Origin of the sequence: Clavibacter sp. VKM Ac-2873 (assembly GCF_015351075.1) — a bacterium.
Lineage (GTDB): Bacteria > Actinomycetota > Actinomycetes > Actinomycetales > Microbacteriaceae > Clavibacter.
On sequence record NZ_JADKRS010000002.1, the window covers coordinates 448,644 to 475,161 of the forward strand.

34 protein-coding genes are annotated in these 26,518 nt (G+C 68.7%); all 34 read left to right on the top strand.

Annotation, left to right across the window (positions count from 1 at the left end):
- Positions 1-43 precede the first annotated feature (43 nt).
- The 34 genes from ITJ44_RS09450 to ITJ44_RS09615 all read left to right on the top strand — a co-directional run bounded on the left by ITJ44_RS09450 (position 44) and on the right by ITJ44_RS09615 (position 26,516).
- Positions 44-3,943, top strand: a complete 3,900-nt coding sequence (locus ITJ44_RS09450; protein WP_045929308.1) for a DNA-directed RNA polymerase subunit beta' — start codon at positions 44-46, stop codon at positions 3,941-3,943.
- 192 nt (positions 3,944-4,135) lie between these two features.
- Positions 4,136-4,615 (top strand): hypothetical protein, encoded by a 480-nt coding sequence (locus ITJ44_RS09455; RefSeq protein WP_228494955.1) that lies wholly within the window; start codon positions 4,136-4,138, stop codon positions 4,613-4,615.
- Positions 4,616-4,808: 193 nt separating this feature from the next.
- Entirely contained in the window at positions 4,809-5,657 is an 849-nt protein-coding gene (locus ITJ44_RS09460; RefSeq protein ID WP_194634898.1) for an amino acid ABC transporter substrate-binding protein, read from the top strand.
- A 44-nt stretch (positions 5,658-5,701) separates the two neighbouring features.
- Positions 5,702-6,367, top strand: a complete 666-nt coding sequence (locus ITJ44_RS09465) for an amino acid ABC transporter permease (RefSeq protein ID WP_194634900.1) — start codon at positions 5,702-5,704, stop codon at positions 6,365-6,367.
- Positions 6,354-7,199, top strand: coding sequence for an amino acid ABC transporter ATP-binding protein (locus ITJ44_RS09470; protein ID WP_228494862.1), 846 nt, complete (start codon positions 6,354-6,356; stop codon positions 7,197-7,199). Before ITJ44_RS09465 ends, ITJ44_RS09470 begins: the two co-directional genes overlap by 14 nt.
- 73 nt (positions 7,200-7,272) lie before the next feature.
- On the top strand, positions 7,273-8,256 hold the full coding sequence (locus ITJ44_RS09475; RefSeq protein ID WP_194634902.1) for a hypothetical protein: 984 nt from the start codon (positions 7,273-7,275) through the stop codon (positions 8,254-8,256).
- A gap of 19 nt (positions 8,257-8,275) precedes the next feature.
- The gene (locus ITJ44_RS09480) at positions 8,276-8,701 is read left to right on the top strand and encodes a DUF6121 family protein (protein WP_370551661.1); all 426 of its coding nucleotides are present in this window, start codon (positions 8,276-8,278) and stop codon (positions 8,699-8,701) included.
- A gap of 264 nt (positions 8,702-8,965) precedes the next feature.
- Positions 8,966-9,340, top strand: coding sequence for a 30S ribosomal protein S12 (gene rpsL / locus ITJ44_RS09485; RefSeq protein WP_012039312.1), 375 nt, complete (start codon positions 8,966-8,968; stop codon positions 9,338-9,340).
- The gene (gene rpsG / locus ITJ44_RS09490; protein WP_012039311.1) at positions 9,340-9,810 is read left to right on the top strand and encodes a 30S ribosomal protein S7; all 471 of its coding nucleotides are present in this window, start codon (positions 9,340-9,342) and stop codon (positions 9,808-9,810) included. The genes rpsL and rpsG overlap by 1 nt, the downstream gene beginning before the upstream one ends.
- Before the next feature lie 47 nt (positions 9,811-9,857).
- On the top strand, positions 9,858-11,972 hold the full coding sequence (gene fusA, locus ITJ44_RS09495; RefSeq protein ID WP_194634904.1) for an elongation factor G: 2,115 nt from the start codon (positions 9,858-9,860) through the stop codon (positions 11,970-11,972).
- 113 nt (positions 11,973-12,085) lie between these two features.
- Positions 12,086-13,279: an elongation factor Tu gene (gene tuf / locus ITJ44_RS09500; protein ID WP_043584326.1), complete on the top strand. Its 1,194-nt coding sequence runs from the start codon at positions 12,086-12,088 to the stop codon at positions 13,277-13,279.
- A gap of 147 nt (positions 13,280-13,426) precedes the next feature.
- Positions 13,427-14,395: a DNA topoisomerase IB gene (locus tag ITJ44_RS09505; RefSeq protein WP_194634906.1), complete on the top strand. Its 969-nt coding sequence runs from the start codon at positions 13,427-13,429 to the stop codon at positions 14,393-14,395.
- Positions 14,396-14,835: 440 nt separating this feature from the next.
- A complete protein-coding gene (gene rpsJ / locus ITJ44_RS09510) occupies positions 14,836-15,144 on the top strand; it encodes a 30S ribosomal protein S10 (protein ID WP_012039307.1) in 309 nt (102 codons plus the stop codon).
- 8 nt (positions 15,145-15,152) lie between these two features.
- Positions 15,153-15,806, top strand: coding sequence for a 50S ribosomal protein L3 (rplC, locus tag ITJ44_RS09515; protein ID WP_194634908.1), 654 nt, complete (start codon positions 15,153-15,155; stop codon positions 15,804-15,806).
- 2 nt (positions 15,807-15,808) lie between these two features.
- Positions 15,809-16,465, top strand: coding sequence for a 50S ribosomal protein L4 (rplD, locus tag ITJ44_RS09520; RefSeq protein WP_015491190.1), 657 nt, complete (start codon positions 15,809-15,811; stop codon positions 16,463-16,465).
- Positions 16,462-16,761, top strand: coding sequence for a 50S ribosomal protein L23 (rplW, locus tag ITJ44_RS09525; protein WP_012039304.1), 300 nt, complete (start codon positions 16,462-16,464; stop codon positions 16,759-16,761). Before rplD ends, rplW begins: the two co-directional genes overlap by 4 nt.
- 22 nt (positions 16,762-16,783) lie before the next feature.
- Positions 16,784-17,623: a 50S ribosomal protein L2 gene (gene rplB / locus ITJ44_RS09530; RefSeq protein WP_194634910.1), complete on the top strand. Its 840-nt coding sequence runs from the start codon at positions 16,784-16,786 to the stop codon at positions 17,621-17,623.
- A 12-nt stretch (positions 17,624-17,635) separates the two neighbouring features.
- Positions 17,636-17,917: a 30S ribosomal protein S19 gene (rpsS, locus tag ITJ44_RS09535; protein ID WP_012039302.1), complete on the top strand. Its 282-nt coding sequence runs from the start codon at positions 17,636-17,638 to the stop codon at positions 17,915-17,917.
- A gap of 25 nt (positions 17,918-17,942) precedes the next feature.
- Positions 17,943-18,335 (top strand): 50S ribosomal protein L22, encoded by a 393-nt coding sequence (rplV, locus tag ITJ44_RS09540; protein ID WP_012039301.1) that lies wholly within the window; start codon positions 17,943-17,945, stop codon positions 18,333-18,335.
- Complete coding sequence (gene rpsC / locus ITJ44_RS09545) at positions 18,335-19,132, top strand: 30S ribosomal protein S3 (protein ID WP_012039300.1); 798 nt, start codon at positions 18,335-18,337, stop codon at positions 19,130-19,132. The genes rplV and rpsC overlap by 1 nt, the downstream gene beginning before the upstream one ends.
- A 2-nt stretch (positions 19,133-19,134) precedes the next feature.
- Positions 19,135-19,554 carry a 50S ribosomal protein L16 gene (gene rplP, locus ITJ44_RS09550; protein WP_012039299.1) on the top strand — a complete coding sequence of 140 codons (420 nt, stop codon included), beginning with the start codon at positions 19,135-19,137 and terminating at the stop codon, positions 19,552-19,554.
- Positions 19,554-19,880, top strand: coding sequence for a 50S ribosomal protein L29 (gene rpmC, locus ITJ44_RS09555; RefSeq protein WP_012039298.1), 327 nt, complete (start codon positions 19,554-19,556; stop codon positions 19,878-19,880). The genes rplP and rpmC overlap by 1 nt, the downstream gene beginning before the upstream one ends.
- A 2-nt stretch (positions 19,881-19,882) precedes the next feature.
- Positions 19,883-20,179: a 30S ribosomal protein S17 gene (gene rpsQ / locus ITJ44_RS09560; protein WP_012039297.1), complete on the top strand. Its 297-nt coding sequence runs from the start codon at positions 19,883-19,885 to the stop codon at positions 20,177-20,179.
- 27 nt (positions 20,180-20,206) lie between these two features.
- A complete protein-coding gene (gene rplN / locus ITJ44_RS09565) occupies positions 20,207-20,575 on the top strand; it encodes a 50S ribosomal protein L14 (protein WP_012039296.1) in 369 nt (122 codons plus the stop codon).
- A 2-nt stretch (positions 20,576-20,577) separates the two neighbouring features.
- Complete coding sequence (gene rplX / locus ITJ44_RS09570) at positions 20,578-20,937, top strand: 50S ribosomal protein L24 (protein WP_086507724.1); 360 nt, start codon at positions 20,578-20,580, stop codon at positions 20,935-20,937.
- A gap of 2 nt (positions 20,938-20,939) precedes the next feature.
- On the top strand, positions 20,940-21,536 hold the full coding sequence (gene rplE, locus ITJ44_RS09575; protein WP_194634912.1) for a 50S ribosomal protein L5: 597 nt from the start codon (positions 20,940-20,942) through the stop codon (positions 21,534-21,536).
- A 158-nt stretch (positions 21,537-21,694) separates the two neighbouring features.
- Entirely contained in the window at positions 21,695-22,093 is a 399-nt protein-coding gene (rpsH, locus tag ITJ44_RS09580) for a 30S ribosomal protein S8 (protein WP_012039293.1), read from the top strand.
- A 4-nt stretch (positions 22,094-22,097) separates the two neighbouring features.
- A complete protein-coding gene (gene rplF / locus ITJ44_RS09585) occupies positions 22,098-22,634 on the top strand; it encodes a 50S ribosomal protein L6 (protein WP_194634914.1) in 537 nt (178 codons plus the stop codon).
- Positions 22,635-22,636: 2 nt separating this feature from the next.
- Positions 22,637-23,008 (top strand): 50S ribosomal protein L18, encoded by a 372-nt coding sequence (gene rplR, locus ITJ44_RS09590; protein ID WP_012039291.1) that lies wholly within the window; start codon positions 22,637-22,639, stop codon positions 23,006-23,008.
- Positions 23,009-23,043: 35 nt separating this feature from the next.
- Positions 23,044-23,709, top strand: a complete 666-nt coding sequence (rpsE, locus tag ITJ44_RS09595; protein WP_012039290.1) for a 30S ribosomal protein S5 — start codon at positions 23,044-23,046, stop codon at positions 23,707-23,709.
- Complete coding sequence (gene rpmD, locus ITJ44_RS09600; RefSeq protein WP_012039289.1) at positions 23,709-23,891, top strand: 50S ribosomal protein L30; 183 nt, start codon at positions 23,709-23,711, stop codon at positions 23,889-23,891. The genes rpsE and rpmD overlap by 1 nt, the downstream gene beginning before the upstream one ends.
- Entirely contained in the window at positions 23,891-24,469 is a 579-nt protein-coding gene (gene rplO / locus ITJ44_RS09605; RefSeq protein ID WP_194634916.1) for a 50S ribosomal protein L15, read from the top strand. The genes rpmD and rplO overlap by 1 nt, the downstream gene beginning before the upstream one ends.
- Before the next feature lie 125 nt (positions 24,470-24,594).
- Positions 24,595-25,917, top strand: coding sequence for a preprotein translocase subunit SecY (gene secY, locus ITJ44_RS09610; protein ID WP_194634919.1), 1,323 nt, complete (start codon positions 24,595-24,597; stop codon positions 25,915-25,917).
- Positions 25,914-26,516: an adenylate kinase gene (locus ITJ44_RS09615; protein ID WP_194634921.1), complete on the top strand. Its 603-nt coding sequence runs from the start codon at positions 25,914-25,916 to the stop codon at positions 26,514-26,516. The genes secY and ITJ44_RS09615 overlap by 4 nt, the downstream gene beginning before the upstream one ends.
- Positions 26,517-26,518 lie beyond the last annotated feature (2 nt).

A 26,518-nucleotide genomic window follows, 5' to 3' on the forward strand; every position in this document is an offset into this window, starting at 1 on the left:
CTCAAGACTTTCGACTCGAAGCTTTCCAAGGAGAGAAGGAAAATTGCTCGACGTAACAACTTTCGATGAGCTGCGGATCGGCCTGGCCACGGCCGACGACATCCGCCGCTGGTCGCACGGTGAGGTCAAGAAGCCCGAGACCATCAACTACCGCACGCTGAAGCCCGAGAAGGACGGCCTCTTCGGAGAGCAGATCTTCGGACCCAGCCGCGACTGGGAGTGCTCCTGCGGCAAGTACAAGCGGGTGCGCTTCAAGGGCATCGTCTGCGAGCGCTGCGGCGTGGAGGTCACCAAGTCCGCTGTCCGCCGCGAGCGCATGGGCCACATCGAGCTCGCTGCGCCCGTCACGCACATCTGGTACTTCAAGGGCGTCCCGTCGCGCCTCGGCTACCTGCTCGACATGGCGCCGAAGGACCTCGAGAAGGTCATCTACTTCGCCGCCTACATGGTGATCAGCGTGGACGAGGATGCTCGCCACGAGGACATGCCCGGCCTCGAGAACGAGCTCCGGCTCGAGATCAAGACCCTGCAGGACCAGCGCGACAGCCAGATCGCCGAGCGCCTCGGGCGTCTCGAGACCGACCTGGCCGCGCTGGAGGCCGAGGGCGCCAAGAGCGACCAGAAGCGCCGCGCGAAGGACGGCGCCGAGAAGGAGATGGGTCAGACGCGCAAGGCGTTCGACGAGGACATCTCCCGCCTCGAGCGCGTCTGGGAGGAGTTCCGCAGCCTCAAGGTCGGCGAGCTCAAGCCCGAGGACGCCGTCTTCCACGAGCTGCAGGACCGCTTCGGCATCTACTTCGAGGCCCACATGGGCGCCGAGGCGATCCAGAAGCGCCTGGAGGCCTTCGACCTCGAGGCCGAGGGGGAGCTGCTCCGCGAGCAGATCGCCACCGGCAAGGGCCAGAAGAAGATCCGCGCCATCAAGCGCCTGCGCGTCGTCAGCTCCTTCCTCGCCACCGGCAACTCGCCGGCCGCGATGGTGCTGCAGGTCGTCCCGGTCATCCCGCCGGAGCTGCGCCCGATGGTGCAGCTCGACGGCGGCCGCTTCGCGACCAGCGACCTGAACGACCTGTACCGCCGCGTGATCAACCGCAACAACCGCCTCCGTCGTCTGCTGGATCTCGGCGCCCCCGAGATCATCGTCAACAACGAGAAGCGCATGCTGCAGGAGGCCGTCGACGCGCTGTTCGACAACGGTCGCCGCGGTCGTCCCGTCACGGGCACCGGCAACCGCGCGCTCAAGTCCCTCAGCGACATGCTGAAGGGCAAGCAGGGCCGGTTCCGCCAGAACCTGCTCGGCAAGCGCGTGGACTACTCGGGCCGCTCGGTCATCATCGTCGGACCGCAGCTCAAGCTGCACCAGTGCGGCCTGCCGAAGCAGATGGCGCTCGAGCTGTTCAAGCCGTTCGTGATCAAGCGCCTGATCGACCTGAGCCACGCCCAGAACATCAAGGCCGCCAAGCGCATGGTCGAGCGCAGCCGCGGACAGGTCTGGGACGTGCTCGAGGAGATCATCCGCGAGCGCCCGGTGCTGCTCAACCGCGCGCCCACGCTCCACCGTCTGGGCATCCAGGCGTTCGAGCCCCAGCTCGTGGAGGGCAAGGCCATCCAGCTGCACCCGCTCGTCTGCGCCGCGTTCAACGCGGACTTCGACGGCGACCAGATGGCCGTCCACCTGCCCCTGTCGGTCGAGGCCCAGGCCGAGGCGCGCATCCTGATGCTCGCCTCGAACAACATCCTCAAGCCGTCGGACGGACGCCCGGTCACCCTGCCCACGCAGGACATGATCATCGGCCTGCACCACCTGACCACCCTCAAGGAGGGCGTCGCCGGTGAGGGTCGCGCGTTCAGCTCGGTGGCCGAGGCCATCCTGGCGAAGGACCAGCTCTCGCTGGACCTCAACGCCAAGGTGCGCATCCGCCTGCACGACATCTACTTCGGCGAGGGCGAGGCGCCCGAGGGCGTCGAGCTCGACGAGAAGGGCAAGACCGTCGGTCCCGTGCTGCTCGAGACCACCCTCGGTCGCGCGCTGTTCAACGAGACCCTGCCGGTCGACTACCCCTACATCGAGGCCGTCGCCGACAAGGGCAAGCTCTCCGAGATCGTCAACGACCTCGCCGAGCGCTACCCCAAGGTGGAGGTCGCGGCGGCGCTCGACCGGATCAAGGACGCGGGCTTCTACTGGGCCACGCGCTCCGGCGTCACGGTCGCGCTCTCCGACGTGCTGACCCCGCCCACCAAGGCGGCCATCCTGTCGGGCTACGAGAAGCAGGCCGCCAAGGTCCAGGGCCAGTTCGAGAAGGGCCTCACGACGAACGCCGAGCGTCGTCAGGAGCTCATCGAGATCTGGAACAAGGCCACGGCCGAGGTCGCGAAGGCGATGGAGGACAACCTCCCCGCCGACAACAACATCAACCGCATGGTGTCCTCCGGGGCGCGAGGCAACTGGATGCAGGTCCGCCAGATCGCCGGCATGCGCGGCCTCGTGTCGAACCCGAAGGGCGAGATCATCCCCCGCCCGATCGTCCACTCGTACCGCGAGGGCCTGACGGTGGCGGAGTACTTCATCTCCACCCACGGCGCCCGCAAGGGACTGGCCGACACCGCGCTGCGCACCGCCGACTCCGGGTACCTCACCCGTCGTCTGGTGGACGTGTCGCAGGACGTCATCATCCGCGAGGACGACTGCGGCACCGGTCGCGGGCTCGACCTGCCGATCGCCACGAAGGCCGCGGACGGCTCGTCCGTCCGCGACTCCAACGTGGAGAACTCGGTGTACGCCCGCTCGCTGGCCGCCGACGCGGTCAACGAGGCCGGCGAGGTCGTCGCCCCCGCGGGCAGCGACGTCGGCGACGTCATGATCGACCACCTGATCGCGGCCGGCGTGCACGAGATCAAGGTGCGCTCGGTCCTCACGTGCGAGTCCGCCGTCGGCGTGTGCGCGGCCTGCTACGGCCGCTCGCTCGCCACGGGCAAGCTCGTCGACATCGGCGAGGCCGTCGGCATCATCGCGGCCCAGTCGATCGGCGAGCCCGGCACGCAGCTCACGATGCGCACCTTCCACACCGGCGGTGTGGCATCGGCGGACGACATCACGCAGGGTCTGCCCCGCGTGCAGGAGCTCTTCGAGGCCCGCACCCCCAAGGGTGCGTCGCCCATCGCGGAGGCCGCCGGTCGCATCACGATCGAGGACACGGATCGCAGCCGCAAGGTGATCCTGACCCCGGACAACGGCGACGAGCCGCACATCTACCCGGTGCTCAAGCGCGCGACCCTCCTCGTCGAGGACGGCCAGCACGTCGAGCTCGGGCAGCAGCTGCACGTCGGCGCCATCGACCCGAAGGAGGTCCTCCGGGTCAAGGGCGTGCGCGAGGTGCAGAAGCACCTCGTGGGCGGTGTCCAGGGCGTCTACCGCTCGCAGGGCGTCCCGATCCACGACAAGCACATCGAGGTCATCGTGCGGCAGATGCTGCGCAAGGTCACGGTCGTCGAGCACGGCGACACGGACCTCCTCCCCGGTGAGCTGGTCGACCGGGCCCGCTACAACGAGGTCAACCGCGCCACGCTGACGGAGGGCAAGAAGACCGCCTCCGCCCGCCAGGAGGTCATGGGCATCACCAAGGCCTCGCTCGCGACCGAGTCGTGGCTGTCGGCCGCGTCCTTCCAGGAGACGACCCGCGTGCTCACGCAGGCCGCCATGGAGGGCAAGTCCGACCCGCTGATGGGCCTCAAGGAGAACGTCATCATCGGCAAGCTGATCCCGGCCGGCACGGGGCTCGCGAAGTACCGCGACGTCACCGTCACCGCGACGGAGGAGGCCAAGGCCGAGCGCTACCCGAACCGCATCTTCACGGATGAGTCGGTGTTCAACGAGTCCGACCTGAGCTTCGTCGACTTCGACAGCTTCAGCTCGGACGACTACACGCCCGGCACCTACAACTAGGAGAGCCGGCGCGTGAGCGCACGATGAGAAGGGCCCCGCTCCGGCGGGGCCCTTCCTCGTTCCCGGGGCGCGTCCGGCGCGCCCCCGTCCCGCGCCCTCGCGCGCTCCCGGCGCGGCACGATCGCGGGGCTACAGTGGGCTGACCCGGCGGCCCCCGACGCACGGGGAGGGACCCGAGGAGGCGTCGTGCGGATGCTGGAGGACGTGGTCCTGGCGTGGCGGGCGCACGCCCTCCGCCACGCGACCGAGGCGTCGACCGCGTCGAGCGGCGGATCCGGATCCTGCCCCGCCTGCGACGCCTCGGTCTTCACCGGTCAGGAGGCGATCCCGCGGGACGCGCCCCACACGGCGATCCACCCGCTCGTCGCCGCGCTCGAGGTCGCGCGCGCCGAGGCCGCCCGTGACGCGCGCGAGCGGCTCTACCGCGAGACCCGCGGGCCGGTCTACCGCGATCACCCGTTCGGCATGCCCGCCTTCGTCGACTACGGGGAGCGCGACGACGAGATCCAGCAGGCCGTGGACCAGGCGATGGCGCGCGAGCTCGCGCCGCTCGCGCCGGTGATCCGCCAGGCCCTCGACCGCGTCGTGAACCTCCGCCTGCAGGAGCTCGAGGGCGAGATCGGGCCGATCCCGGACGACCGCGACGGCACGGATCCCGAGCCGCTCTTCTAGCCGCGGCGCGGGCGTGCCGATGGCGCGGCCGCGTCATCCGGCGACATGGGAATACCGACACGACGAGGGCGTTGAGACCATGGCGGTCGGCGCACCCGGACGGGTTCCGGGCATCCCGCGCCGCAGCACCGCGCACAGCACCCGCACGAGGCGATCCCGCTCCCCGAGATCCGCCGTGACCGCAAGGACCCCCATGACGCTCCGCCCCCGCCTCCGCCCGTCCCTCGCCCTCACCGGCCTCCTGGCCGTCGCCGCCCTCGGTCTCGCGGGCTGCGCCTCGGGCGACGCGGGCAGCGGATCCGCGCCCGGCGCCTCCGGCACGCCCGCCGCCGCCACGAGCCTCTCCGACGTGAAGGCCAAGGGCGCGCTCGTCATCGGCACCGAGGGCACGTACTCGCCGTTCTCCTTCCACGAGGGATCCGGCTCGGGCGCGCTCACGGGCTATGACGTCGAGGTCGCGACCGCTGTCGCCGACAAGCTGGGCGTCAAGCCGGTCTTCGAGGAGACCCAGTTCGACGGCATCTTCGCGGGCCTCGAGGCGGGACGCTGGGACGTCATCGCGAACCAGATCTCCATCACCGACGACCGCAAGACGGTCTACGACTTCTCCGAGCCGTACACGGTCTCGCCCGGCGTGATCATCGTGAAGGGCTCCGACTCGGGCATCAGCTCCTTCGCCGACCTGGCCGGCAAGACCACCGCGCAGTCGCTCACGAGCAACTGGAACGACCTCGCCACGAAGAGCGGCGCCAAGGTCGAGGCCGTCGAGGGCTTCGCGCAGGCCGTGACGCTCCTCCAGCAGGGCCGCGTCGACGCGACGATCAACGACCGCCTCACCCTCCTCGACTACCAGAAGCAGCAGGGCGACTCCGACCTGCAGGTGGCGGCCGAGACCGACGACCCGTCGCTCAGCGCGCTCGTCTTCCGCAAGGGCAGCGACGACCTCGTGACCGCGGTCGACCAGGCCATCGCCGACCTCCGCGCCGACGGCACCCTCGCGTCGACCTCGGAGAAGTACTTCGGGGCGGACGTCTCGCAGTAGACCGCCGCGTACGCTGACGGACGAGGACGAGACGAGGGGATCGCATGTCGAGGGAGTGGGACCTGTTCTGGTCGTCCTTCGGGCCGCTCGCGCTCGAGACGGTCCGCGGCACCATCCCGCTCGCCCTCGTCACGTTCGCGCTGGGCCTCGCGATCGCGCTGGGCCTCGCGCTCATGCGGCTCTACGGCAACCGGCTGGTGTCGGGCATCGCGCGCTTCTACATCTCCCTGGTGCGCGGCACGCCGCTCCTGGTGCAGCTCTTCGTGATCTTCTACGGCCTGCCGTCCATCGGCATCGTGCTGCCGCCCTGGCCGAGCGCGGTCATCGCCCTGTCGGTGAACGTCGGCGGGTACGCGGCGGAGATCATCCGCGCGTCGATCCTGTCCGTCCCGCGCGGGCAGTGGGAGGCGGGCCACACCATCGGCATGTCCCGCGCCCTGACGCTGCGGCGCATCATCGTGCCGCAGGCCGCGCGCGTGTCCGTGCCGCCGCTGTCGAACACGTTCATCAGCCTCGTGAAGGACACGTCCCTCGCCTCGGTGATCCTCGTGACCGAGCTCTTCAAGCAGGCGCAGCTCATCGCGTCGTCCACGTTCGAGTACATGCTGCTGTACCTCGAGGCGGCCCTGATCTACTGGCTCGTCTGCCTCGTGCTCTCCTTCGCGCAGACCCGCCTCGAGAGGAGGCTCGACCGGTATGTCGCCCACTGATCCCGTCGATCCCGCGCCCGCTCCGGGTCCCCGCCGCGAGCCCGGCGAGCCCGTCCTCACCGTGCGCGGCCTCCGCAAGTCGTTCGGCGACAACGAGGTGCTCCGCTCCATCGACCTCGAGGTCCGGCGGGGTGGGGTGACGGCGCTCATCGGCCCGAGCGGATCCGGCAAGACCACCGTCCTCCGGTCGCTCAACGGGCTCGAGGTGCCCGAGGAGGGCGTCGTCGAGGTCGCGGCCGCGGACGCCGACTCGCGGTCCCGCACGACCGGCCCGCTCCGGGTGGACTTCGCGGCGAAGCCCCGGAACCGGGAGCTCCTCGCCCTCCGCGACCGCTCGGCCATGGTCTTCCAGCAGTACAACCTCTTCCCGCACAAGACCGTGCTGGAGAACGTCATCGAGGGTCCGGTGCAGGTCCAGCGGCGCCCCGTGGCCGAGGCGACCCGGGAGGCCGAGGCGCTCCTCGCCCGCGTGGGCCTCGCCGACAAGCGCGACCAGCACCCCTTCCAGCTGTCGGGTGGGCAGCAGCAGCGCGTGGGCATCGTGCGCGCGCTGGCGCTCCGGCCGCAGATCCTCCTCTTCGACGAGCCCACCTCGGCGCTCGACCCGGAGCTCGTGGGCGAGGTGCTCAGCGTCATCAAGGAGCTCGCGGACGAGGCGTGGACCATGGTCATCGTCACGCACGAGCTCGCGTTCGCGCGGCAGGTCGCCGACGAGGTGGTCTTCATGGACGGCGGCGTGGTCGTCGAGCGCGGGCACCCGTCCGAGGTCCTGCAGCACCCGAAGGAGGAGCGCACGCGCCGGTTCCTGCAGCGGCTCCTCGAGCCGTTCTAGCCGCTCGCCCCCATCTGGACGCTCCCCGGCACGCCGCCCGGGCGGCGGCACCCCGTCGAGGTAGGTTCGTGCCATGACCGACGACAGGCCCGCCCCGCACCGACAGCCCGACGAGGCCGACCAGCCGCTGGATCCCCGCACCCCGGACGAGCGCGCCGCCGCCGCGTTCGACGACGGCCCCGCGGATCGCCACGCCGACTCCGACACGTCGGCCTTCGACCAGACGGCGTTCGCCGCCCCCGTCGACGAGGACCACGAGGCGCGCGAGCGCGAGCGGCGCGAGTCCGAGGCCCGCGTCGCGGAGGCCCGGGCGCGCGACGACCGCGAGCGCGAGGCCCGTGAAGCGGAGGCCCACGAGGCCGAGGCGCGCGAGGCGGAGGCCCGCCAGCGCGACGTCGAGGACCGGGAGCGCCGCGAGCGCGAGGCCCGCGAGGCCGACGCCCGCGAGCGCGACGAGCGCGACCGCCGTGACCGCGACGAGGAGACTGCGCGCCAGTCGCAGTCGCAGCCCATCTACGTGCAGGCGCCCGTCCCGCCGGAGAAGCGCGGCAACCGCGGCTTCGGCGTGCTCATCGCGGTCGTGGCCGCCATCCTCTTCGCCCTGCTCTACTCGCTGGGCGCCGCCCTGCTCGGCTCGGTCCGTGACCCGGACGCGTTCGGCGAGTCCTTCGGCCGCTACATCTCGTCGCCTGTCTTCTACGTGCCCGCCATCGCGTTCCTGGTGTTCTTCGTGCTGCTCGCGCTCCTGGTGAACCGCGGCAAGTGGTGGGCGTTCGTCCTCGGCGGCCTGCCCGTCGCGGTCCTGGTCTACGCCGCCTACGTCGGCACGCGCCTCCTCCAGGGCGGCGTCATGGACCTGGCCCCGTCGGAGCAGGCCCTGCTGCTCCAGCGCACCGTGACCTTCCCCGACGGGATCCTCGCGGGCTTCCTCGCCCGCGAGCTCGTCACCTGGCTCGGCGCCGGCATCAGCGCGCGCGGCCGACGCGTCAAGGCCAAGAACGTCGAGGCCCGCGCCGAGTACGACCGCAAGCTGGCGGAGCAGCCGGACCACCGCTGACGCGTGTCAGGCTGGGGGAGTGATCCCCCTCCTGGCCGCCGTCATGCACGTCGCGCTCGTCGTGTGCGTCTTCGGCTTCGTCGCGCTGCTGGGCGGTGACGACGTGATCCCCGAGCGCGACGCCGGCGTCCTCCTCGGCCCCGTCATGGTCGTGAGCGCCACGCTGGTCTTCGCCGTCGGCCTCGTCCGCACCACGCGCGCCGCCGATCGGGAGCGGCGGATCCCCGTCCTGCCCGTGCTCGCCTGGGGCGCGAGCGCCTGGCTCGCCTACGGGATCCTCGGCGGCGTCCTCTACCTCCTGGGCGGCGCGGACGTGTTCGCGACCCTCGCGTTCGCGGTCCGGCACCTGGTGGATCCGTTCGGCATCGCCGTGCTCGGGATCTCGTGCCTGCTCGGCCTCGGCGCCGTCGCGCTGTCGGCTCGCGGCCCCTCGTCCACCGTTTGACCGGCGAGTCGCGGAACTGTATCGTGGCCGAGGTGTGCGCTCAGGCGTGCGCTCGTGTCGTGCCGTCGAGTCGGTGGGCCCGAGCGGGCCAGGAGCGCACCGATCAGGGTTCGTCCATTCGGCCGGCCCCCACGGCATACCCGCCGGCGCCTCCCACTCCCGTGGTCGGCGGACGCGCGGGTCCAGTTGAACTCGATCCCGCTCGCCGGGGTCGAATGCTGACCATCAACCCGCTGTCACCGTGCAGCATCGAGGAGTCCCGTAGTGCCCACCATCCAGCAGCTGGTCCGCAAGGGCCGCACGCCCAAGGTCGTCAAGACCAAGGCGCCCGCCCTGAAGGCGAACCCCCAGCAGCGCGGCGTCTGCACCCGCGTCTACACGACCACGCCCAAGAAGCCGAACTCGGCTCTGCGCAAGGTCGCCCGCGTCAAGCTCAGCAACGGCCAGGAGGTGACCGCCTACATCCCCGGTGAGGGCCACAACCTCCAGGAGCACTCCATGGTGCTCGTCCGCGGCGGTCGCGTGAAGGACCTCCCCGGCGTGCGCTACAAGATCGTCCGCGGCGCGCTCGACACCCAGGCCGTGAAGAACCGCAAGCAGGCTCGCAGCCGGTACGGCGCGAAGATGGAGAAGAAGTAATGCCTCGCAAGGGTCCCGCCCCCAAGCGCCCTGTCGTCGCAGATCCCGTCTACGGTGCGCCGATCGTCAGCCAGCTCGTCAACAAGATCCTGCTCGACGGCAAGAAGGGCCTCGCCGAGAAGATCGTCTACGACGCCCTCGCCGGCGTCGCCGCGAAGAACGGCCAGGACGCCGTCGTCACGCTGAAGAAGGCGCTCGACAACGTCCGCCCGGCCCTCGAGGTCCGCTCGCGCCGCGTGGGTGGCTCCACCTACCAGGTGCCGATCGAGGTCAAGCCGCACCGCGCGAACACCCTCGCGCTCCGCTGGCTCACGACGTACGCCAAGTCGCGTCGCGAGAAGACCATGACCGAGCGTCTCACCAACGAGATCCTCGACGCATCCAACGGCCTCGGTGCCGCGGTCAAGCGCCGCGAGGACACCCACAAGATGGCCGAGTCGAACAAGGCCTTCGCGCACTACCGCTGGTAGTCGACCACCTCGTTCGACAGCACCACCAACCCCTTTCGGAGGAACCTGTGGCACAGGACGTGCTCACCGACCTGAACAAGGTCCGCAACATCGGCATCATGGCTCACATCGATGCCGGCAAGACCACCACCACCGAGCGCATCCTGTACTACACGGGCATCACTCACAAGATCGGCGAGGTCCACGACGGCGCCGCCACGATGGACTGGATGGCCCAGGAGCAGGAGCGCGGCATCACGATCACGTCCGCCGCGACGACGTGCTTCTGGAACAAGAACCAGATCAACATCATCGACACCCCCGGGCACGTCGACTTCACCGTCGAGGTGGAGCGTTCGCTCCGCGTCCTCGACGGCGCGGTCGCCGTGTTCGACGGCAAGGAGGGCGTCGAGCCCCAGTCCGAGACGGTGTGGCGCCAGGCCGACAAGTACGACGTGCCGCGCATCTGCTTCGTCAACAAGATGGACAAGCTCGGCGCCGACTTCTACTTCACGGTCGACACGATCATCAACCGCCTCGGCGCGAAGCCGCTGGTCATCCAGCTGCCCATCGGGTCGGAGAGCGGCTTCGAGGGCGTCATCGACCTCGTCGAGATGCGCGCGCTGACCTGGCGCGGCGACTCCAAGGGAGACGTCGAGCTCGGTGCGAAGTACGACATCGAGGAGATCCCCGCGGATCTGAAGGACAAGGCGGACGAGTACCGGGCCAAGCTGCTCGAGACCGTCGCCGAGACCGACGACGCGCTGCTCGAGAAGTACTTCGGCGGCGAGGAGCTGACGGTGGCGGAGATCAAGGCCGCCATCCGCAAGCTCACGGTCAACAGCGAGATCTACCCCGTGCTCTGCGGCTCCGCGTTCAAGAACCGCGGCGTCCAGCCGATGCTCGACGCGGTGATCGACTACCTCCCCAGCCCGCTCGACGTGCCCCCCATGGAGGGCCACGACGTGCGCGATGAGGAGAAGATCATCATCCGCAAGCCCGACTCGACCGAGCCCTTCTCGGCGCTCGCGTTCAAGGTCGCGGTGCACCCGTTCTTCGGTCGCCTCACGTACGTCCGGGTCTACTCGGGCACCATCGCGAGCGGCTCGCAGGTCATCAACTCGACCAAGGGCAAGAAGGAGCGCATCGGGAAGATCTTCCAGATGCACTCCAACAAGGAGAACCCGGTCGACTCGGTCACCGCCGGTCACATCTACGCGGTCATCGGCCTCAAGGACACGACCACGGGCGACACGCTCTGCGACCCGCAGGACCAGATCGTCCTCGAGTCGATGACGTTCCCCGAGCCCGTCATCGAGGTCGCGATCGAGCCGAAGACCAAGGCCGACCAGGAGAAGCTGGGTGTCGCCATCCAGAAGCTCGCCGAAGAGGACCCGACCTTCCGCACGGAGCAGAACCAGGAGACCGGTCAGACGGTCATCAAGGGAATGGGCGAGCTCCACCTCGACATCCTGGTCGACCGCATGAAGCGCGAGTTCAACGTCGAGGCCAACGTCGGCAAGCCGCAGGTCGCGTACCGCGAGACCATCCGCGGCACGGTCGACAAGCACGACTTCACGCACAAGAAGCAGACGGGTGGATCGGGGCAGTTCGCCAAGATCCAGATCAAGATCGAGCCCATGGAGGTGACCGCGGAGAAGACCTACGAGTTCGACAACAAGGTCACCGGCGGTCGCGTCCCCCGGGAGTACATCCCGTCGGTGGACGCGGGCATCCAGGACGCGCTCCAGGTCGGCATCCTCGCCGGCTACCCGATGGTCGGCGTGAAGGCGACGCTGCTCGACGGCGCCGCGCACGACGTCGACTCCTCGGAGATGGCGTTCAAGATCGCCGGCTCGATGGCCTTCAAGGAGGCCGCGCGCAAGGCGAAGCCCGTGCTGCTCGAGCCGCTCATGGCCGTCGAGGTCCGTACGCCCGAGGAGTACATGGGCGATGTCATCGGCGACCTGAACTCCCGTCGCGGCCAGATCCAGGCCATGGAGGACGCGAGCGGCGTGAAGGTCATCACCGCCAACGTCCCCCTGTCGGAGATGTTCGGCTACGTCGGCGACCTGAGGAGCAAGACCTCGGGCCGCGCGGTGTACTCGATGAGCTTCGGCAGCTACGCCGAGGTCCCGAAGGCTGTCGCCGACGAGATCGTCCAGAAGAACAAGGGCGAGTAGCCCTCCAGTTCGAGCGGCATCCGCCGTTTCAGTACCATAAGCAAGATCTCCAACACGCAGGGCGTCCGGGAACACCCGGACGCCCCGCAACCGAGTCCTGAGGAGGACCCACAGTGGGTAAGGCCAAGTTCGAGCGGACCAAGCCGCACGTCAACATCGGAACGATCGGTCACGTCGACCACGGCAAGACGACGCTGACGGCAGCGATCTCCAAGGTCCTGGCGGACAAGTACCCGTCGGCGACCAACGTGCAGCGCGACTTCGCGTCCATCGACTCCGCTCCCGAGGAGCGCCAGCGCGGCATCACGATCAACATCTCGCACGTCGAGTACGAGACGCCCAAGCGTCACTACGCGCACGTCGACGCCCCGGGTCACGCTGACTACATCAAGAACATGATCACGGGCGCCGCCCAGATGGACGGCGCGATCCTCGTGGTCGCCGCCACCGACGGCCCCATGGCGCAGACGCGTGAGCACGTGCTGCTCGCGAAGCAGGTCGGCGTGCCGTACCTGCTCGTCGCGCTCAACAAGTCCGACATGGTCGACGACGAGGAGATCCTCGAGCTCGTCGAGCTCGAGGTCCGCGAGCTGCTCTCCAGCCAGGACTTCGACGGCGACAACGCCCCCGTCGTCCAGGTCTCCGGCCTCAAGGCGCTCGAGGGCGACGAGAAGTGGGTCGAGCAGATCGTCAAGCTCATGGAGGCGGTCGACGAGTCCATCCCCGAGCCCGTCCGCGACAAGGACAAGCCGTTCCTCATGCCCGTCGAGGACGTCTTCACGATCACCGGTCGTGGGACCGTCGTCACGGGTCGCGCCGAGCGCGGCACGCTCGCCATCAACTCGGACGTCGAGATCGTGGGCATCCGTCCCACCGTCAAGACCACCGTCACGGGCATCGAGATGTTCCACAAGCAGCTCGACGAGGCCTGGGCCGGCGAGAACTGCGGGCTCCTGCTCCGCGGCACCAAGCGCGAGGACGTCGAGCGCGGCCAGGTCATCGTCAAGCCGGGTTCGGTCACGCCGCACACCGACTTCGAGGGCACCGCGTACATCCTCTCCAAGGAGGAGGGCGGGCGTCACAACCCGTTCTACGCGAACTACCGTCCGCAGTTCTACTTCCGCACCACCGACGTCACCGGCGTCATCACCCTGCCCGAGGGCACCGAGATGGTCATGCCCGGCGACACCACCGACATGAACGTCGCGCTGATCCAGCCGATCGCCATGGAGGAGGGCCTCGGCTTCGCCATCCGTGAGGGTGGCCGCACCGTCGGCGCCGGCACGGTCACGAAGATCGTCAAGTAACCCAGCTCCACCCGCACCACCTCCGACAGGGTCGGGCCGTCATGGCCCGGCCCTGTCGGCCGTTAACGCGTGGGGATGTGTCACGGCTGGCCGGGAGCATTCGCATCGTGCCCTAATCGATGGGGGTGGTGCGCGTAGGTTCGGGGGATGGTCAGACTCCGGCGCAGCGACGCCACCGGCAAGGGCTACACGCGCAAGCGCTCCGGCAGGGGCTGGACCTACCTCGACGCCGACGGGAACCGCGTCACCGACCGGGCGCTCCGTGCCCGCATGGAGCACCTCGGGATCCCGCCGGCCTGGACCGACGTCTGGATCGCGCCGTACGAGAACGGCCACGTGCAGGCGACGGGCATGGACAGCGCCGGTCGGCGCCAGTACATCTACCATCCGACCTGGCGCGAGCAGAAGGACCGGATCAAGTTCGACCGCTCCCTGCAGCTCGCCGAGTCGCTCCCGGCCGCGCGCCGCCAGGTCACCATCCACCTCCGCCAGGACGGCTTCACGCGCGAGCGCGCGCTGGCCGCCGGCTTCCGGATGCTCGACACGGGCAGCCTCCGCGTCGGCAGCGAGCGCTACACGGAGTCGAACGGCAGCCATGGGCTCTCGACGCTGCTGTGCTCGCACGTGACCGTGCACGAGGACACCGTGCACCTCGAGTTCCCCGCCAAGAGCGGGCAGGAGTGGTCGAGCGACATCCGCGACCGCGACCTCGTGCAGGTCGTCAGGGGGCTGCAGGACCGGGGGCCGAACGCCCGGCTGCTGGCCTACGAGGACGGCGGCGAGTGGCACCCGCTAGGCGCGGCCGACATCAACGACTACGTGCGGGAGCGCACCGGCGGTGAGTTCACCGCCAAGGACTTCCGCACCCTGCACGGGACGGTCGCCGCGGCGATCAGCCTGGCGAAGCACGGGCCGGAGTCGACGAAGGGCACGCGGCAGCGGGCGCTCGCGCAGGCCTACCGCGACGCCGCCGAGGTGCTCAGCAACACCCCGACCATCGCGAAGAACAGCTATGTGGATCCGCGCCTCGTCGACGAGTACGTCCACGGCCGCACGATCGATCCGCAGCGTCTCGCGTCGGGGGAGACGGAGCTGCGGAACCTGCTGTTCCGATGACCGCGGCGGCGCCTCGACGCCCCCGGCGCGAGGCGCCGAGAGCCCCGGAATCACGGGGGAGTGAGCGCGACACGCCCGGGTTGCACGCGTGGCCGGACTATGACAAACTCGTCTAGTTCAACATTCCGGTGCACGCCGCCCTGCGCGCGAGACACCGGATCACTGCCAGGCAGTGCATAGCCGCCCGGAGCGCTCGTCGCTCCCGGAGCAGGTTAGGCCGCGGGCAGCAGAGCAGAAGCACACGACACCCACCGGATGAGCACCGCTCGTCCGCGCCCGCATGCGGGCGGGTGCACGAGCTGCCCGAGGCCGCGTCCCACGATGCGCGCCCGGGTGCACCACGGATGGAGCGTGCCACGAGGCGCGACCGTCCGAGCGAGGGACACACGCGTCCAATACGGTCCGAGGCCGCATGACGCACGAAAGAGAGAGAGTCACACATGGCGGGACAGAAGATCCGCATCCGACTTAAGTCGTACGACCACTCGGTCATCGACTCCTCGGCCCGGAAGATCGTCGACACGGTGACCCGCGCGGGCGCCACGGTCGTCGGCCCGGTGCCGCTGCCCACGGAGAAGAACGTGATCTGCGTGATCCGTTCCCCCCACAAGTACAAGGACAGCCGCGAGCACTTCGAGATGCGCACGCACAAGCGTCTGATCGACATCGTCGACCCGACGCCGAAGGCGGTCGACTCGCTCATGCGACTCGACCTCCCGGCCGACGTCAACATCGAGATCAAGCTCTAAGGGAACCCATGTCTACCGCTAACAGGACTTTCACCGGTCTGCTCGGCACGAAGCTGGGCATGACGCAGGTGTGGGATGAGAACAACAAGCTCATCCCCGTGACCGTCGTGCAGATCACCCCGAACGTCGTCACCCAGGTGCGCACGCCCGAGGTCGATGGCTACGGAGCCATCCAGATCGCCTACGGCCAGATCGACCCCCGCAAGGCCGACAAGCCGAGCACCGGCCACTTCGACAAGGCCGGCGTCACGCCGCGCCGCCACCTCACCGAGGTCCGCACGGCCGACTTCGCCGAGTACACGCTCGGCCAGGAGATCACGGTCGGCGCCTTCGAGCCCGGCACCAAGGTCGACGTCGTCGGCACCAGCAAGGGCAGGGGCTTCGCCGGCGTCATGAAGCGCCACAACTTCAAGGGCGTCTCGGCCTCGCACGGTTCGCACCGCAACCACCGCAAGCCCGGCTCCATCGGCGCCTCCTCGACCCCCAGCCGTGTCTTCAAGGGCATGCGCATGGCCGGTCGCATGGGCGGCGAGCGCGTCACCGTGCTGAACCTCGTCGTCCACAGCGTGGACGCCGAGAAGGGCCTCCTGCTCGTCAAGGGCGCAGTGCCCGGCGCGCGTGGCCGCATCGTCTTCGTCCGCAACGCAGTGAAGGGGAAGTAGTCATGGCTACCGACACCCAGCTCGACGTCCTCGACGCGACCGGTGCAGTCACCGGCTCCGTCGACCTGCCCGCGTCGCTGTTCGACGTGCAGACCAACGTCCCGCTCATCCACCAGGTCGTCGTCGCCCAGCTCGCCGCGGCGCGCCAGGGAACGCACAAGACCAAGGGTCGCGGCGAGGTCTCCGGCGCCGGTCGCAAGCCGTTCAAGCAGAAGGGAACCGGTCGCGCCCGTCAGGGCTCGATCCGCGCCCCCCAGATGACCGGCGGTGGCATCGTCCACGGACCCACGCCCCGCAACTACTCGCAGCGCACCCCCAAGAAGATGATCGCCGCGGCTCTGCTCGGCGCCCTCTCCGACCGCGCGCGCGGTGCCCGCCTCCACGTCATCGAGAGCCTCTCCGCCGGAGACGTCCCCTCGACGAAGACCGTGGTCGCGCTGCTCGAGGGCATCGCCACGAGCAAGCACGTCCTCATCGTCCTGGAGCGCACCGACGAGGTCAGCCTCCGCAGCGTGCGCAACATCCCGACGGTCCACGTGCTGTCCTACGACCAGCTCAACGCGTACGACGTGCTCGTGAGCGACGACATCGTCTTCACGAAGGGCGCGTACGACGCGTTCGTCGAGTCGAAGACGGCCAAGGAAGAGGTTGCCGCATGAGCGCCACCCAGAAGGATCCCCGCGACATCATCATCGCGCCGGTCGTCTCCGAGAAGAGCTACGGCCTGATCGACCAGGGCAAGTACACGTTCATCGTGGACCCCCGCTCGAACAAGACCGAGATCAAGCTCGCGATCGAGAAGATCTTCGGCGTGCAGGTCGCGTCGGTCAACACGCTCAACAAGCAGGGCAAGACCCGCCGGACCAAGTTCGGGATGGGCAAGCGCAAGGACACCAAGCGCGCCATCGTCTCCCTCAAGTCGGGCTCCATCGACATCTTCACGACTGTCGGCTGAGACCGGGACTAGGAAAACACCAATGGCCATTCGCAAGTACAAGCCCACGACCCCGGGTCGTCGCGGTTCGTCCGTCGCCGACTTCGCGGAGATCACGCGATCGACGCCCGAGAAGTCGCTCCTGCGTCCGCTGCCCAAGACCGGTGGTCGGAACAACCAGGGACGCATCACCACCCGTCACATCGGTGGTGGCGCCAAGCGCCAGTACCGGGTCATCGACTTCAAGCGCAACGACAAGGACGGCGTGCTCGCCACCGTCGCGCACATCGAGTACGACCCCAACCGCACGGCGCGCATCGCGCTCCTGCACTTCATCGACGGCTCGAAGCGCTACATCATCGCGCCGAACAAGCTGAAGCAGGGCGACAAGATCGAGTCGGGCCCCCAGGCCGACATCAAGCCGGGCAACAACCTGCCGCTGCGCAACATCCCCACCGGTACCGTCATCCACGCCATCGAGCTCCGCCCCGGCGGCGGCGCGAAGATGGGCCGCTCCGCCGGCGCATCCGTGCGCCTCGTGGCGAAGGACGGCCCCTACGCCCAGCTGCGCCTGCCCTCCGGCGAGATCCGCAACGTCGATGCGCGCTGCCGCGCGACCATCGGCGAGGTCGGCAACGCCGAGCAGTCGAACATCAACTGGGGCAAGGCCGGCCGCATGCGCTGGAAGGGCGTCCGCCCGACCGTCCGCGGTGTCGCGATGAACCCGGTCGACCACCCGCACGGTGGTGGTGAGGGCAAGACCTCCGGTGGTCGCCACCCGGTCAGCCCGTGGGGCCAGAAGGAAGGCCGCACGCGCCACATCAACAAGCCCAGCGACAAGCTCATCGTTCGCCGCCGCAACGCCGGCAAGAAGCGCAAGTAGGAGTTGTAGAAGATGCCACGCAGTCTGAAGAAGGGCCCCTTCGTCGACGACCACCTGCTCCGCAAGGTGATCTCGGCGAACGAGGCCAGCAGCAAGAACGTGATCAAGACCTGGTCGCGCCGCTCGATGATCATCCCGGCGATGCTGGGTCACACCATCGCGGTGCACGACGGGCGCAAGCACGTCCCCGTGTTCGTCACGGAGTCCATGGTCGGTCACAAGCTCGGCGAGTTCGCGCTCACGCGCACCTTCCGCGGCCACGTGAAGGACGACAAGAAGGGTCGTCGCCGCTAACGCGGCGACGAGAAGGAGGAGAGAAATGGTGGAGTCGATCGCACGCGTGCGTCACATCCGCGTCACCCCCCAGAAGGCCCGTCGCGTCGTGGACATGATCCGTGGCAAGCAGGCCGAGGAGGCCCTGGCCATCCTGAAGTTCGCGCCGCAGGGCGCGAGCGAGCCGATCTACAAGCTGGTGGCCTCGGCCATGGCGAACGCGCGGGTCAAGGCCGACGCGTCCAACAGCTTCCTCGCGGAGCAGGACCTCTACATCGCCAAGGCGTTCGTGGACGAGGGCACCACCCTCAAGCGGTTCCAGCCCCGTGCACAGGGTCGCGCATTCCGTATCAACAAGCGCACCAGCCACATCACGGTCGTCCTCGCGACGCCGGATGAGGCGGACGTGGCGACGACCACGAAGAAGGCGAGCAAGTAATGGGACAGAAGGTCAACCCGTACGGGTTCCGTCTCGGGATCACGACCGACCACGTGTCGCGTTGGTTCTCGGACAGCACGAAGAAGGGGCAGCGTTACAGCGACTACGTCGCCGAGGACGTGCGCATCCGCACCATGCTCAAGACGAGCCTCGACCGCGCCGGTGTGGCGCGCATCGAGATCGAGCGCACCCGTGACCGTGTCCGCGTGGACATCTACACGGCGCGTCCCGGCATCGTCATCGGCCGCCGCGGCGTCGAGGCCGAGCGCATCCGCGCCGACCTCGAGAAGCTCACGGGCAAGCAGATCCAGCTGAACATCCTCGAGGTGAAGAACCCCGAGGCCGAGGCCCAGCTGGTCGCCCAGGGCATCGCCGAGCAGCTCGCGGGTCGCGTGGCGTTCCGCCGTGCGATGCGCAAGGGCCTGCAGGGCGCCCAGCGCGCCGGCGCCAAGGGCGTCCGCATCCAGGTGTCCGGCCGTCTCGGCGGCGCCGAGATGAGCCGTTCGGAGTTCTACCGCGAGGGCCGCGTGCCGCTGCACACCCTCCGCGCGAACATCGACTACGGCTTCTACGAGGCCCGCACGTCCTTCGGCCGCATCGGCGTGAAGGTCTGGGTCTACAAGGGCGACATCACGAACAAGGATCTCGCTCGGGAGCAGGCGAACCAGAAGTCGTCGCGCCCGGAGCGTCGTAACGACCGTTCCGACGGTCGAACCGGAGATCGCCGCACCAACGCGCCGCGCACCGCGCCGGCCGCCGAGGCAGCGCCGGTCGCCGCAGCAGGAGTTGAGGCGTAACCATGTTGATCCCCCGCAAGGTCAAGCACCGCAAGCAGCACCACCCGGGTCGTACCGGCCACGCGACCGGCGGCACCGTCGTCTCGTTCGGCGAGTACGGCATCCAGGCGCTCACGCCCGCGTACGTCACCAACCGCCAGATCGAGTCCGCTCGAATCGCCATGACGCGTCACGTGAAGCGCGGCGGGAACGTGTACATCAACATCTTCCCGGACCGCCCGCTCACCAAGAAGCCCGCCGAGACCCGCATGGGTTCCGGCAAGGGCTCGGTCGAGTGGTGGGTCGCCAACGTCAAGCCGGGTCGCGTGCTCTTCGAGCTCTCCGGCGTCGACGAGGCCACGGCGCGCGAGGCGCTCACCCGGGCCATCCACAAGCTGCCCCTCAAGGCACGCATCATCAAGCGCGAGGAAGGCGACGCATAATGGCGATCGGTTCCAAGGAGCTCGCCCCCGTCGAGCTGGACACTTTCGAGGACGAGCGACTCGTCGAAGAGCTGAAGAAGGCCAAGGAGGAGCTGTTCAACCTGCGCTTCCAGTCGGCCACCGGTCAGCTCGACAGCCACGGCCGCCTCCGCGCGGTCAAGCGCGACATCGCTCGGATCTACACGGTCATCCGCGAGCGCGAGCTGGGCATCCGTGCCACGCCCGCCCCCGTCGAGGTCCCCGAGAAGCCCGAGAAGAAGAAGGCGACGAAGAAGGCCGCGAAGGCCGACGACGCCGCCGTCACCGAGAAGGCTGAGGAGGCTTGATCATGGCGAACGCCGAAGAGAAGAACACGGCTGACACCGCGACGGCCGACCGCGGCTACCGCAAGTCCCGCCGTGGCTACGTCACCAGCGACAAGATGGACAAGACCATCGTCGTCGAGGTCGAGGACCGCGTGAAGCACCCGCTGTACGGCAAGGTCATCCGCCGCACCTCCAAGGTCAAGGCGCACGACGAGGCGAACACCGCCGGCATCGGCGACCTGGTCCTGATCAACGAGACCCGTCCCCTCAGCGCCTCCAAGCGCTGGCGCCTGGTCGAGATCCTCGAGAAGGCCAAGTAGCCCCGGCTGCTTGGATAAGGAGCAACAGTGATTCAGCAGGAATCCCGCCTCAAGATCGCGGACAACACGGGTGCCAAGGAGATCTTGACCATCCGCGTGCTCGGTGGCTCGGGTCGCCGCTACGCCGGTCTGGGCGACGTCATCGTCGCGACCGTCAAGGACGCGATCCCCGGCGGAAACGTCAAGAAGGGCGAGGTCGTCAAGGCGGTCATCGTCCGCACCAAGAAGGAGACGCGCCGTCCCGACGGCTCGTACATCAAGTTCGACGAGAACGCCGCCGTCATCCTGAACAGCAACGGGGAGCCCCGCGGCACCCGCATCTTCGGACCGGTGGGCCGCGAGCTCCGGGACAAGAAGTTCATGAAGATCATCTCGCTGGCACCGGAGGTCATTTAGTCATGGCGAACATCAAGAAGGGTGACCTCGTGCAGGTCATCACGGGTCGCACGCAGGCCAAGGGCGGCGACCGGGGCAAGCAGGGCCGCGTCCTGTCCGTCCTGGTCGAGCGCAACCGCGTCGTCGTCGAGGGCGTGAACTTCATCACGAAGCACGTCCGCGTCGGCCAGACGCAGCGTGGCTCCAAGACCGGCGGCATCGAGACCGTCGAGGCGCCCATCCACATCTCCAACGTCGCGCTCGTCGACCCCGAGTCCAAGAAGCCCACGCGAGTCGGCTTCCGGACCGAGCAGGTCGAGAAGGACGGCGTCTCCAAGACCGTCCGCGTCCGCTACGCCAAGAAGTCAGGTAAGGACCTCTAGCAATGACCGACACCGCAACCGCTGGCACGGCCGAGAGCACGCAGCTCCCGCGCCTGAAGCAGAAGTACCGCACCGAGATCGTCAGCCAGCTGACCGCTGATCTCGGCTTCACGAACGTGCACCAGGTGCCCGGGCTCACGAAGATCGTCGTGAACATGGGCGTCGGCGACGCGGCTCGCGACGGCAAGATCATCGACGGCGCGGTCGCCGACCTCACCAAGATCACGGGCCAGAAGCCGCAGGTCACGAAGGCCCGCAAGTCGATCGCCCAGTTCAAGCTGCGTGAGGGCCAGGCCATCGGCACCCACGTGACGCTGCGCGGCGACCGCATGTGGGAGTTCCTCGACCGCCTGCTGTCCCTCGCCCTGCCCCGCATCCGCGACTTCCGCGGGCTCAGCCCGAAGCAGTTCGACGGCAACGGCAACTACACGTTCGGTCTCAACGAGCAGTCCATGTTCCACGAGATCGACCAGGACCGCATCGACCGGGTCCGCGGCATGGACATCACGGTCGTCACGACCGCTCGGACGGACGACGAGGGACGCGCGCTGCTCAAGGCGCTCGGCTTCCCGTTCCAGACGCCCGAGAACACGCCGTAACCAGCTGCGCCAGGCGCAGCACCAGCTCCACCCGCACGACCAGCACGACCGCATAGCCGCACGATCGGCGCCGGGCACCTCCGCCCGGCGCCGCCACCACCACAGGTCGTCATCCGTGTCCGGATGAACGAAACCAGGCGAGAGAGGCACCACCAGATATGACAATGACCGACCCGGTCGCTGACATGCTGACCCGACTCCGGAACGCGAACTCCGCGCACCACGACACGGTCTCCATGCCGCACTCCAAGCTCAAGTCGCACATCGCCGACATCCTCAAGTCCGAGGGCTTCATCGCCGGATGGGACGTCGCGGACGCCCGCGTCGGCCAGACGCTGACGCTCAGCCTCAAGTTCGGTCCCGACCGCGAGCGCTCCATCCGGGGCATCAAGCGCGTGTCGAAGCCCGGACTGCGCGTGTACGCGAAGTCCGCGGAGATCCCCCAGGTCCTCGGCGGCCTCGGGGTCGCCATCCTGTCCACCTCCTCGGGGCTCCTCACGGACCGCCAGGCTGCGAAGAAGGGCGTGGGTGGGGAAGTCCTCGCCTACGTGTGGTAACGCCATGTCACGTATCGGAAGACTCCCCATCGACGTCCCCGCAGGGGTCGACGTCGCCGTGGACGGCCAGCTCGTCACGGTGAAGGGCCCGAAGGGCGAGCTCAGCCTCACCATCGCGCAGCCCATCCGCGCCGAGGTCCAGGACGGACAGGTGCTCGTCACCCGTCCCGACGACGAGCGCGAGTCGCGCTCGCTCCACGGCCTCACGCGCAGCCTCATCGCGAACAACATCGTCGGCGTCACCACCGGCTACACCAAGGGCCTCGAGATCGTCGGCACGGGTTACCGCGTCGCGCTCAAGGACAAGGGCGTCGAGTTCGCGCTCGGCTTCTCCCACCCGGTGTACGTCGAGGCGCCCGCGGGCATCAGCTTCACCGTCGAGGGCGTCAACAAGATGACCGTCGTCGGCATCGACAAGCAGCTCGTCGGCGAGACGGCCGCCAACATCCGCAAGATTCGCAAGCCCGAGCCCTACAAGGGCAAGGGCGTCCGCTACGCCGGCGAGAACGTTCGCCGCAAGGCCGGAAAGAGTGGTAAGTGATCATGGCTCTCGGAGTTAGAGGAAAAAGCAAGTCCGCCGCCCGCGGCCGCAGGCACGCACGCCTGCGCAAGAAGGTCGAGGGCACCGAGCTGCGTCCGCGCCTGGTCGTCACCCGTTCGGCCCGTCACGTCTTCGTGCAGGTCGTCGATGACAGCCGTGGTCACACCGTCGCGTCCGCGTCGACCCTCGAGGCCGACATGCGCACGTTCGACGGCGACAAGACCGCCAAGTCGCGCAAGGTCGGCGAGCTCGTCGCCGAGCGCGCCAAGGCGGCCGGCGTGGAGAGCGTCGTATTCGATCGTGGTGGCAACCGCTACGCAGGACGCGTCGCGGCCATCGCCGAAGGAGCTCGAGAGGGTGGTCTGAGCCTGTGAGCGCAGCCGAGAACAACAACAAGGAGCCCGAGGTCGTGGCAGTGGCGGAGACGCCCGTCGAGACCGCGGCGTCCACCGCACCCGCGCAGAACGAGGGCCGCGAGGGCCGTCGTGGCGGACGCGACCGGAACCAGGGCGGCCGCGACAGCCGCGGTGGCCGTGATGCCGACAAGAGCCAGTTCCTGGAGCGCGTCGTCACCATCAACCGCGTGTCCAAGGTCGTCAAGGGCGGTCGTCGCTTCAGCTTCACGGCGCTCGTGATCGTCGGAGACGGCAACGGACTGGTGGGCGTCGGATACGGCAAGGCCCGCGAGGTCCCGACCGCCATCTCCAAGGGCGTCGAGGAGGCGAAGAAGAACTTCTTCCGCGTCCCCCGCATCGGCCTGACCATCCCGCACGCCGTGCAGGGTGAGGCGTCCGCCGGAGTCGTGCTGCTGCGCCCCGCGTCCGCGGGTACCGGCGTCATCGCCGGTGGCCCCGTCCGCGCGGTGCTCGAGTGCGCCGGCATCCACGACGTCCTGAGCAAGTCGCTCGGCTCGTCGAACACGATCAACATCGTGCACGCCACGGTCGAGGCGCTCAAGCAGCTCGAGGAGCCGCGCGCCGTCGCAGCCCGTCGAGGGCTCGAGCTGGAGCAGGTCGTCCCGGCCCGCATCCTCCGCGCCCAGCGTGCCGAGGCCGACGCGAAGGCAGGTGTCTGATGGCTCAGCTCCGAGTGACGCAGATCAAGTCCAAGATCAGCGAGAAGCAGAACCAGCGCGACACCCTGCGGAGCCTCGGGCTCCGTCGCATCGGTGCCGTGGTGGTCCGAGAGGACAACGCCCAGAACCGCGGCTACGTCAACACCGTCGCGCACCTGGTGAAGGTGGAGGAGATCGACTGATGGCTGAGAAGAACGAGTCGGCCGAGACGCCCGTGAAGGCGTCCAAGGCCGCACCCAAGAAGACCGCGAAGGCGCCCGCCGCCGCTGCGGCCGCTTCCGCCGAGACGACCACGGTCGGCTCGACGGAGACGGTCAAGCGCGAGCAGGTCCTCAAGGTCCACCACCTCCGTCCCGCCGCCGGGGCCAAGAAGGCACGCCAGCGTGTCGGCCGCGGTGAGGGCTCGAAGGGCAAGACCGCGGGTCGTGGCACCAAGGGCACGAAGGCCCGCTACACGGTCCGCGTCGGCTTCGAGGGTGGGCAGATGCCGCTGCACATGCGCACCCCGAAGCTCCGCGGGTTCAAGAACCCGTTCCGCGTCGAGTACCAGGTCGTGAACCTGGAGAAGCTCGCCGTGCTCTACCCCGACGGCGGCGACGTCACCACGAGCGACCTGGTCGCCAAGGGTGCCGTGCGCAAGAACGAGAAGGTCAAGGTCCTCGGGGACGGCGACATCTCGGTTAAGCTGACGGTTGCGGTCGACAAGGTCTCCGGCTCCGCAGCGGAGAAGATCGTCGCAGCAGGCGGCTCCGTCAAGTAGCACTTCAGGACGCAACGGCAGGGGCGGTCGGGCAACCGACCGCCCCTACCGGCACCTGGGGCCGCATCGGGTCGGCCCGACCCCCGCCTCCCGGCGGACCTCCCACAGAAAGCAGGACACCCTCCGTGTTGAGCGCCGTCGTCAGGATCTTCCGCACCCCCGATCTGCGTCGCAAGATCGGGTTCACGCTGGGCATCATCGCCCTCTTCCGCCTCGGATCGTTCATCCCGGCGCCGTTCGTCGACTTCGCCAACGTGCAGTCGTGCCTCGCGGCCAACCAGGGCACCTCGGGCCTCTACGAGCTCGTCAACCTCTTCAGCGGCGGCGCGCTGCTGAAGCTCTCCATCTTCGCGCTGGGCATCATGCCGTACATCACGGCGTCGATCATCGTCCAGCTGCTCCGCGTGGTCATCCCGCACTTCGACACCCTCTACAAGGAGGGCCAGTCCGGCCAGGCCAAGCTCACGCAGTACACGCGCTACCTCACGATCGCCCTCGCGGTGCTCCAGTCCACGACGCTCATCACGGTCGCGCGCAGCGGGGCGCTCTTCGGCCAGACCAACGTCAGCGCCTGCACGCAGCTCGTCACGAACGACGCCTGGTACGCGATCATGCTCATGGTCATCACCATGACCGCCGGCACCGGCCTCATCATGTGGATGGGCGAGCTCATCACCGAGCGCGGCATCGGCAACGGCATGTCGCTCCTCATCTTCACGTCGGTCGCCGCCGCGTTCCCGACCTCGCTCATCGCGATCCAGCAGAGCCGCGGCTGGGAGGTCTTCCTCCTGGTCATCGCCGTCGGCCTCCTCGTCGTGGCCGCCGTCGTCTACGTCGAGCAGTCGCAGCGTCGCATCCCCGTGCAGTACGCCAAGCGCATGGTCGGTCGCCGCACCTACGGCGGCAACAACACCTACATCCCCATCAAGGTGAACATGGCCGGCGTCGTGCCCGTCATCTTCGCGTCGTCGCTGCTGTACCTGCCCGCGCTGGTCGCGCAGTTCAACCAGCCCGCCGTCGGCCAGGCGCCGGCGCCGTGGGTGCAGTGGATCACCGACAACCTCACGACGGGCGACCACCCGCTCTACATGGCGATGTACTTCCTGCTCATCGTCGGCTTCACGTACTTCTACGTCGCCATCACCTTCAACCCGGAGGAGGTCGCCGACAACATGAAGAAGTACGGCGGCTTCATCCCCGGCATCCGCGCGGGACGCCCGACGGCCGAGTACCTCGACTACGTGCTCACCCGCATCACGCTGCCGGGCTCGCTGTACCTCGGGCTCATCGCGCTCCTGCCGCTCATCGCCCTGTCGATCGTCGGCGCGAACCAGAACTTCCCGTTCGGCGGCGCGAGCATCCTGATCGTGGTCGGCGTCGGCCTCGAGACGGTGAAGCAGATCGACTCGCAGCTGCAGCAGCGGCACTACGAGGGGCTGCTCAAGTGACCCGGCTCCTGATCGTGGGCCCGCCCGGCGCGGGCAAGGGCACGCAGGCGAAGCGCATCGCCTCCGAACACGGCATCCCCGACGTGTCCACCGGCGACATCTTCCGCCAGAACATCAAGGACCGCACGGAGCTCGGCCAGCAGGTGCAGGCGCTCGTGGACGCGGGCAACTACGTCCCCGACGAGCTCACCAACAGCCTCGTCACCGCGCGCCTCCAGGAGGAGGACGCGCAGGCGGGCTTCCTGCTCGACGGCTACCCGCGCACGCTCGACCAGGTCGCGTACCTCGAGGAGCTGCTGCAGGGGTGGGGCCAGGAGCTCGACGCCGTGATCCAGCTCGTCGCCGACGAGGAGGAGGTCATCGCCCGCCTGACCCGTCGCGCCGCCGAGCAGGGGCGCGCCGACGACGGCGAGGAGGAGATCCGGCACCGCCAGGAGGTCTACGTCCGCGAGACCAGCCCCCTCATCGACGTGTACCGCGAGCGCGGGCTCCTCGTCGAGGTCGACGGGCTGGGCGAGGTCGACGAGGTCGCCGAGCGCATCCGCACGGCCCTCGCGGGTCGCGGCGTCCGTCCCTCCTCCGACGCCGGCCGCGCGTAGCG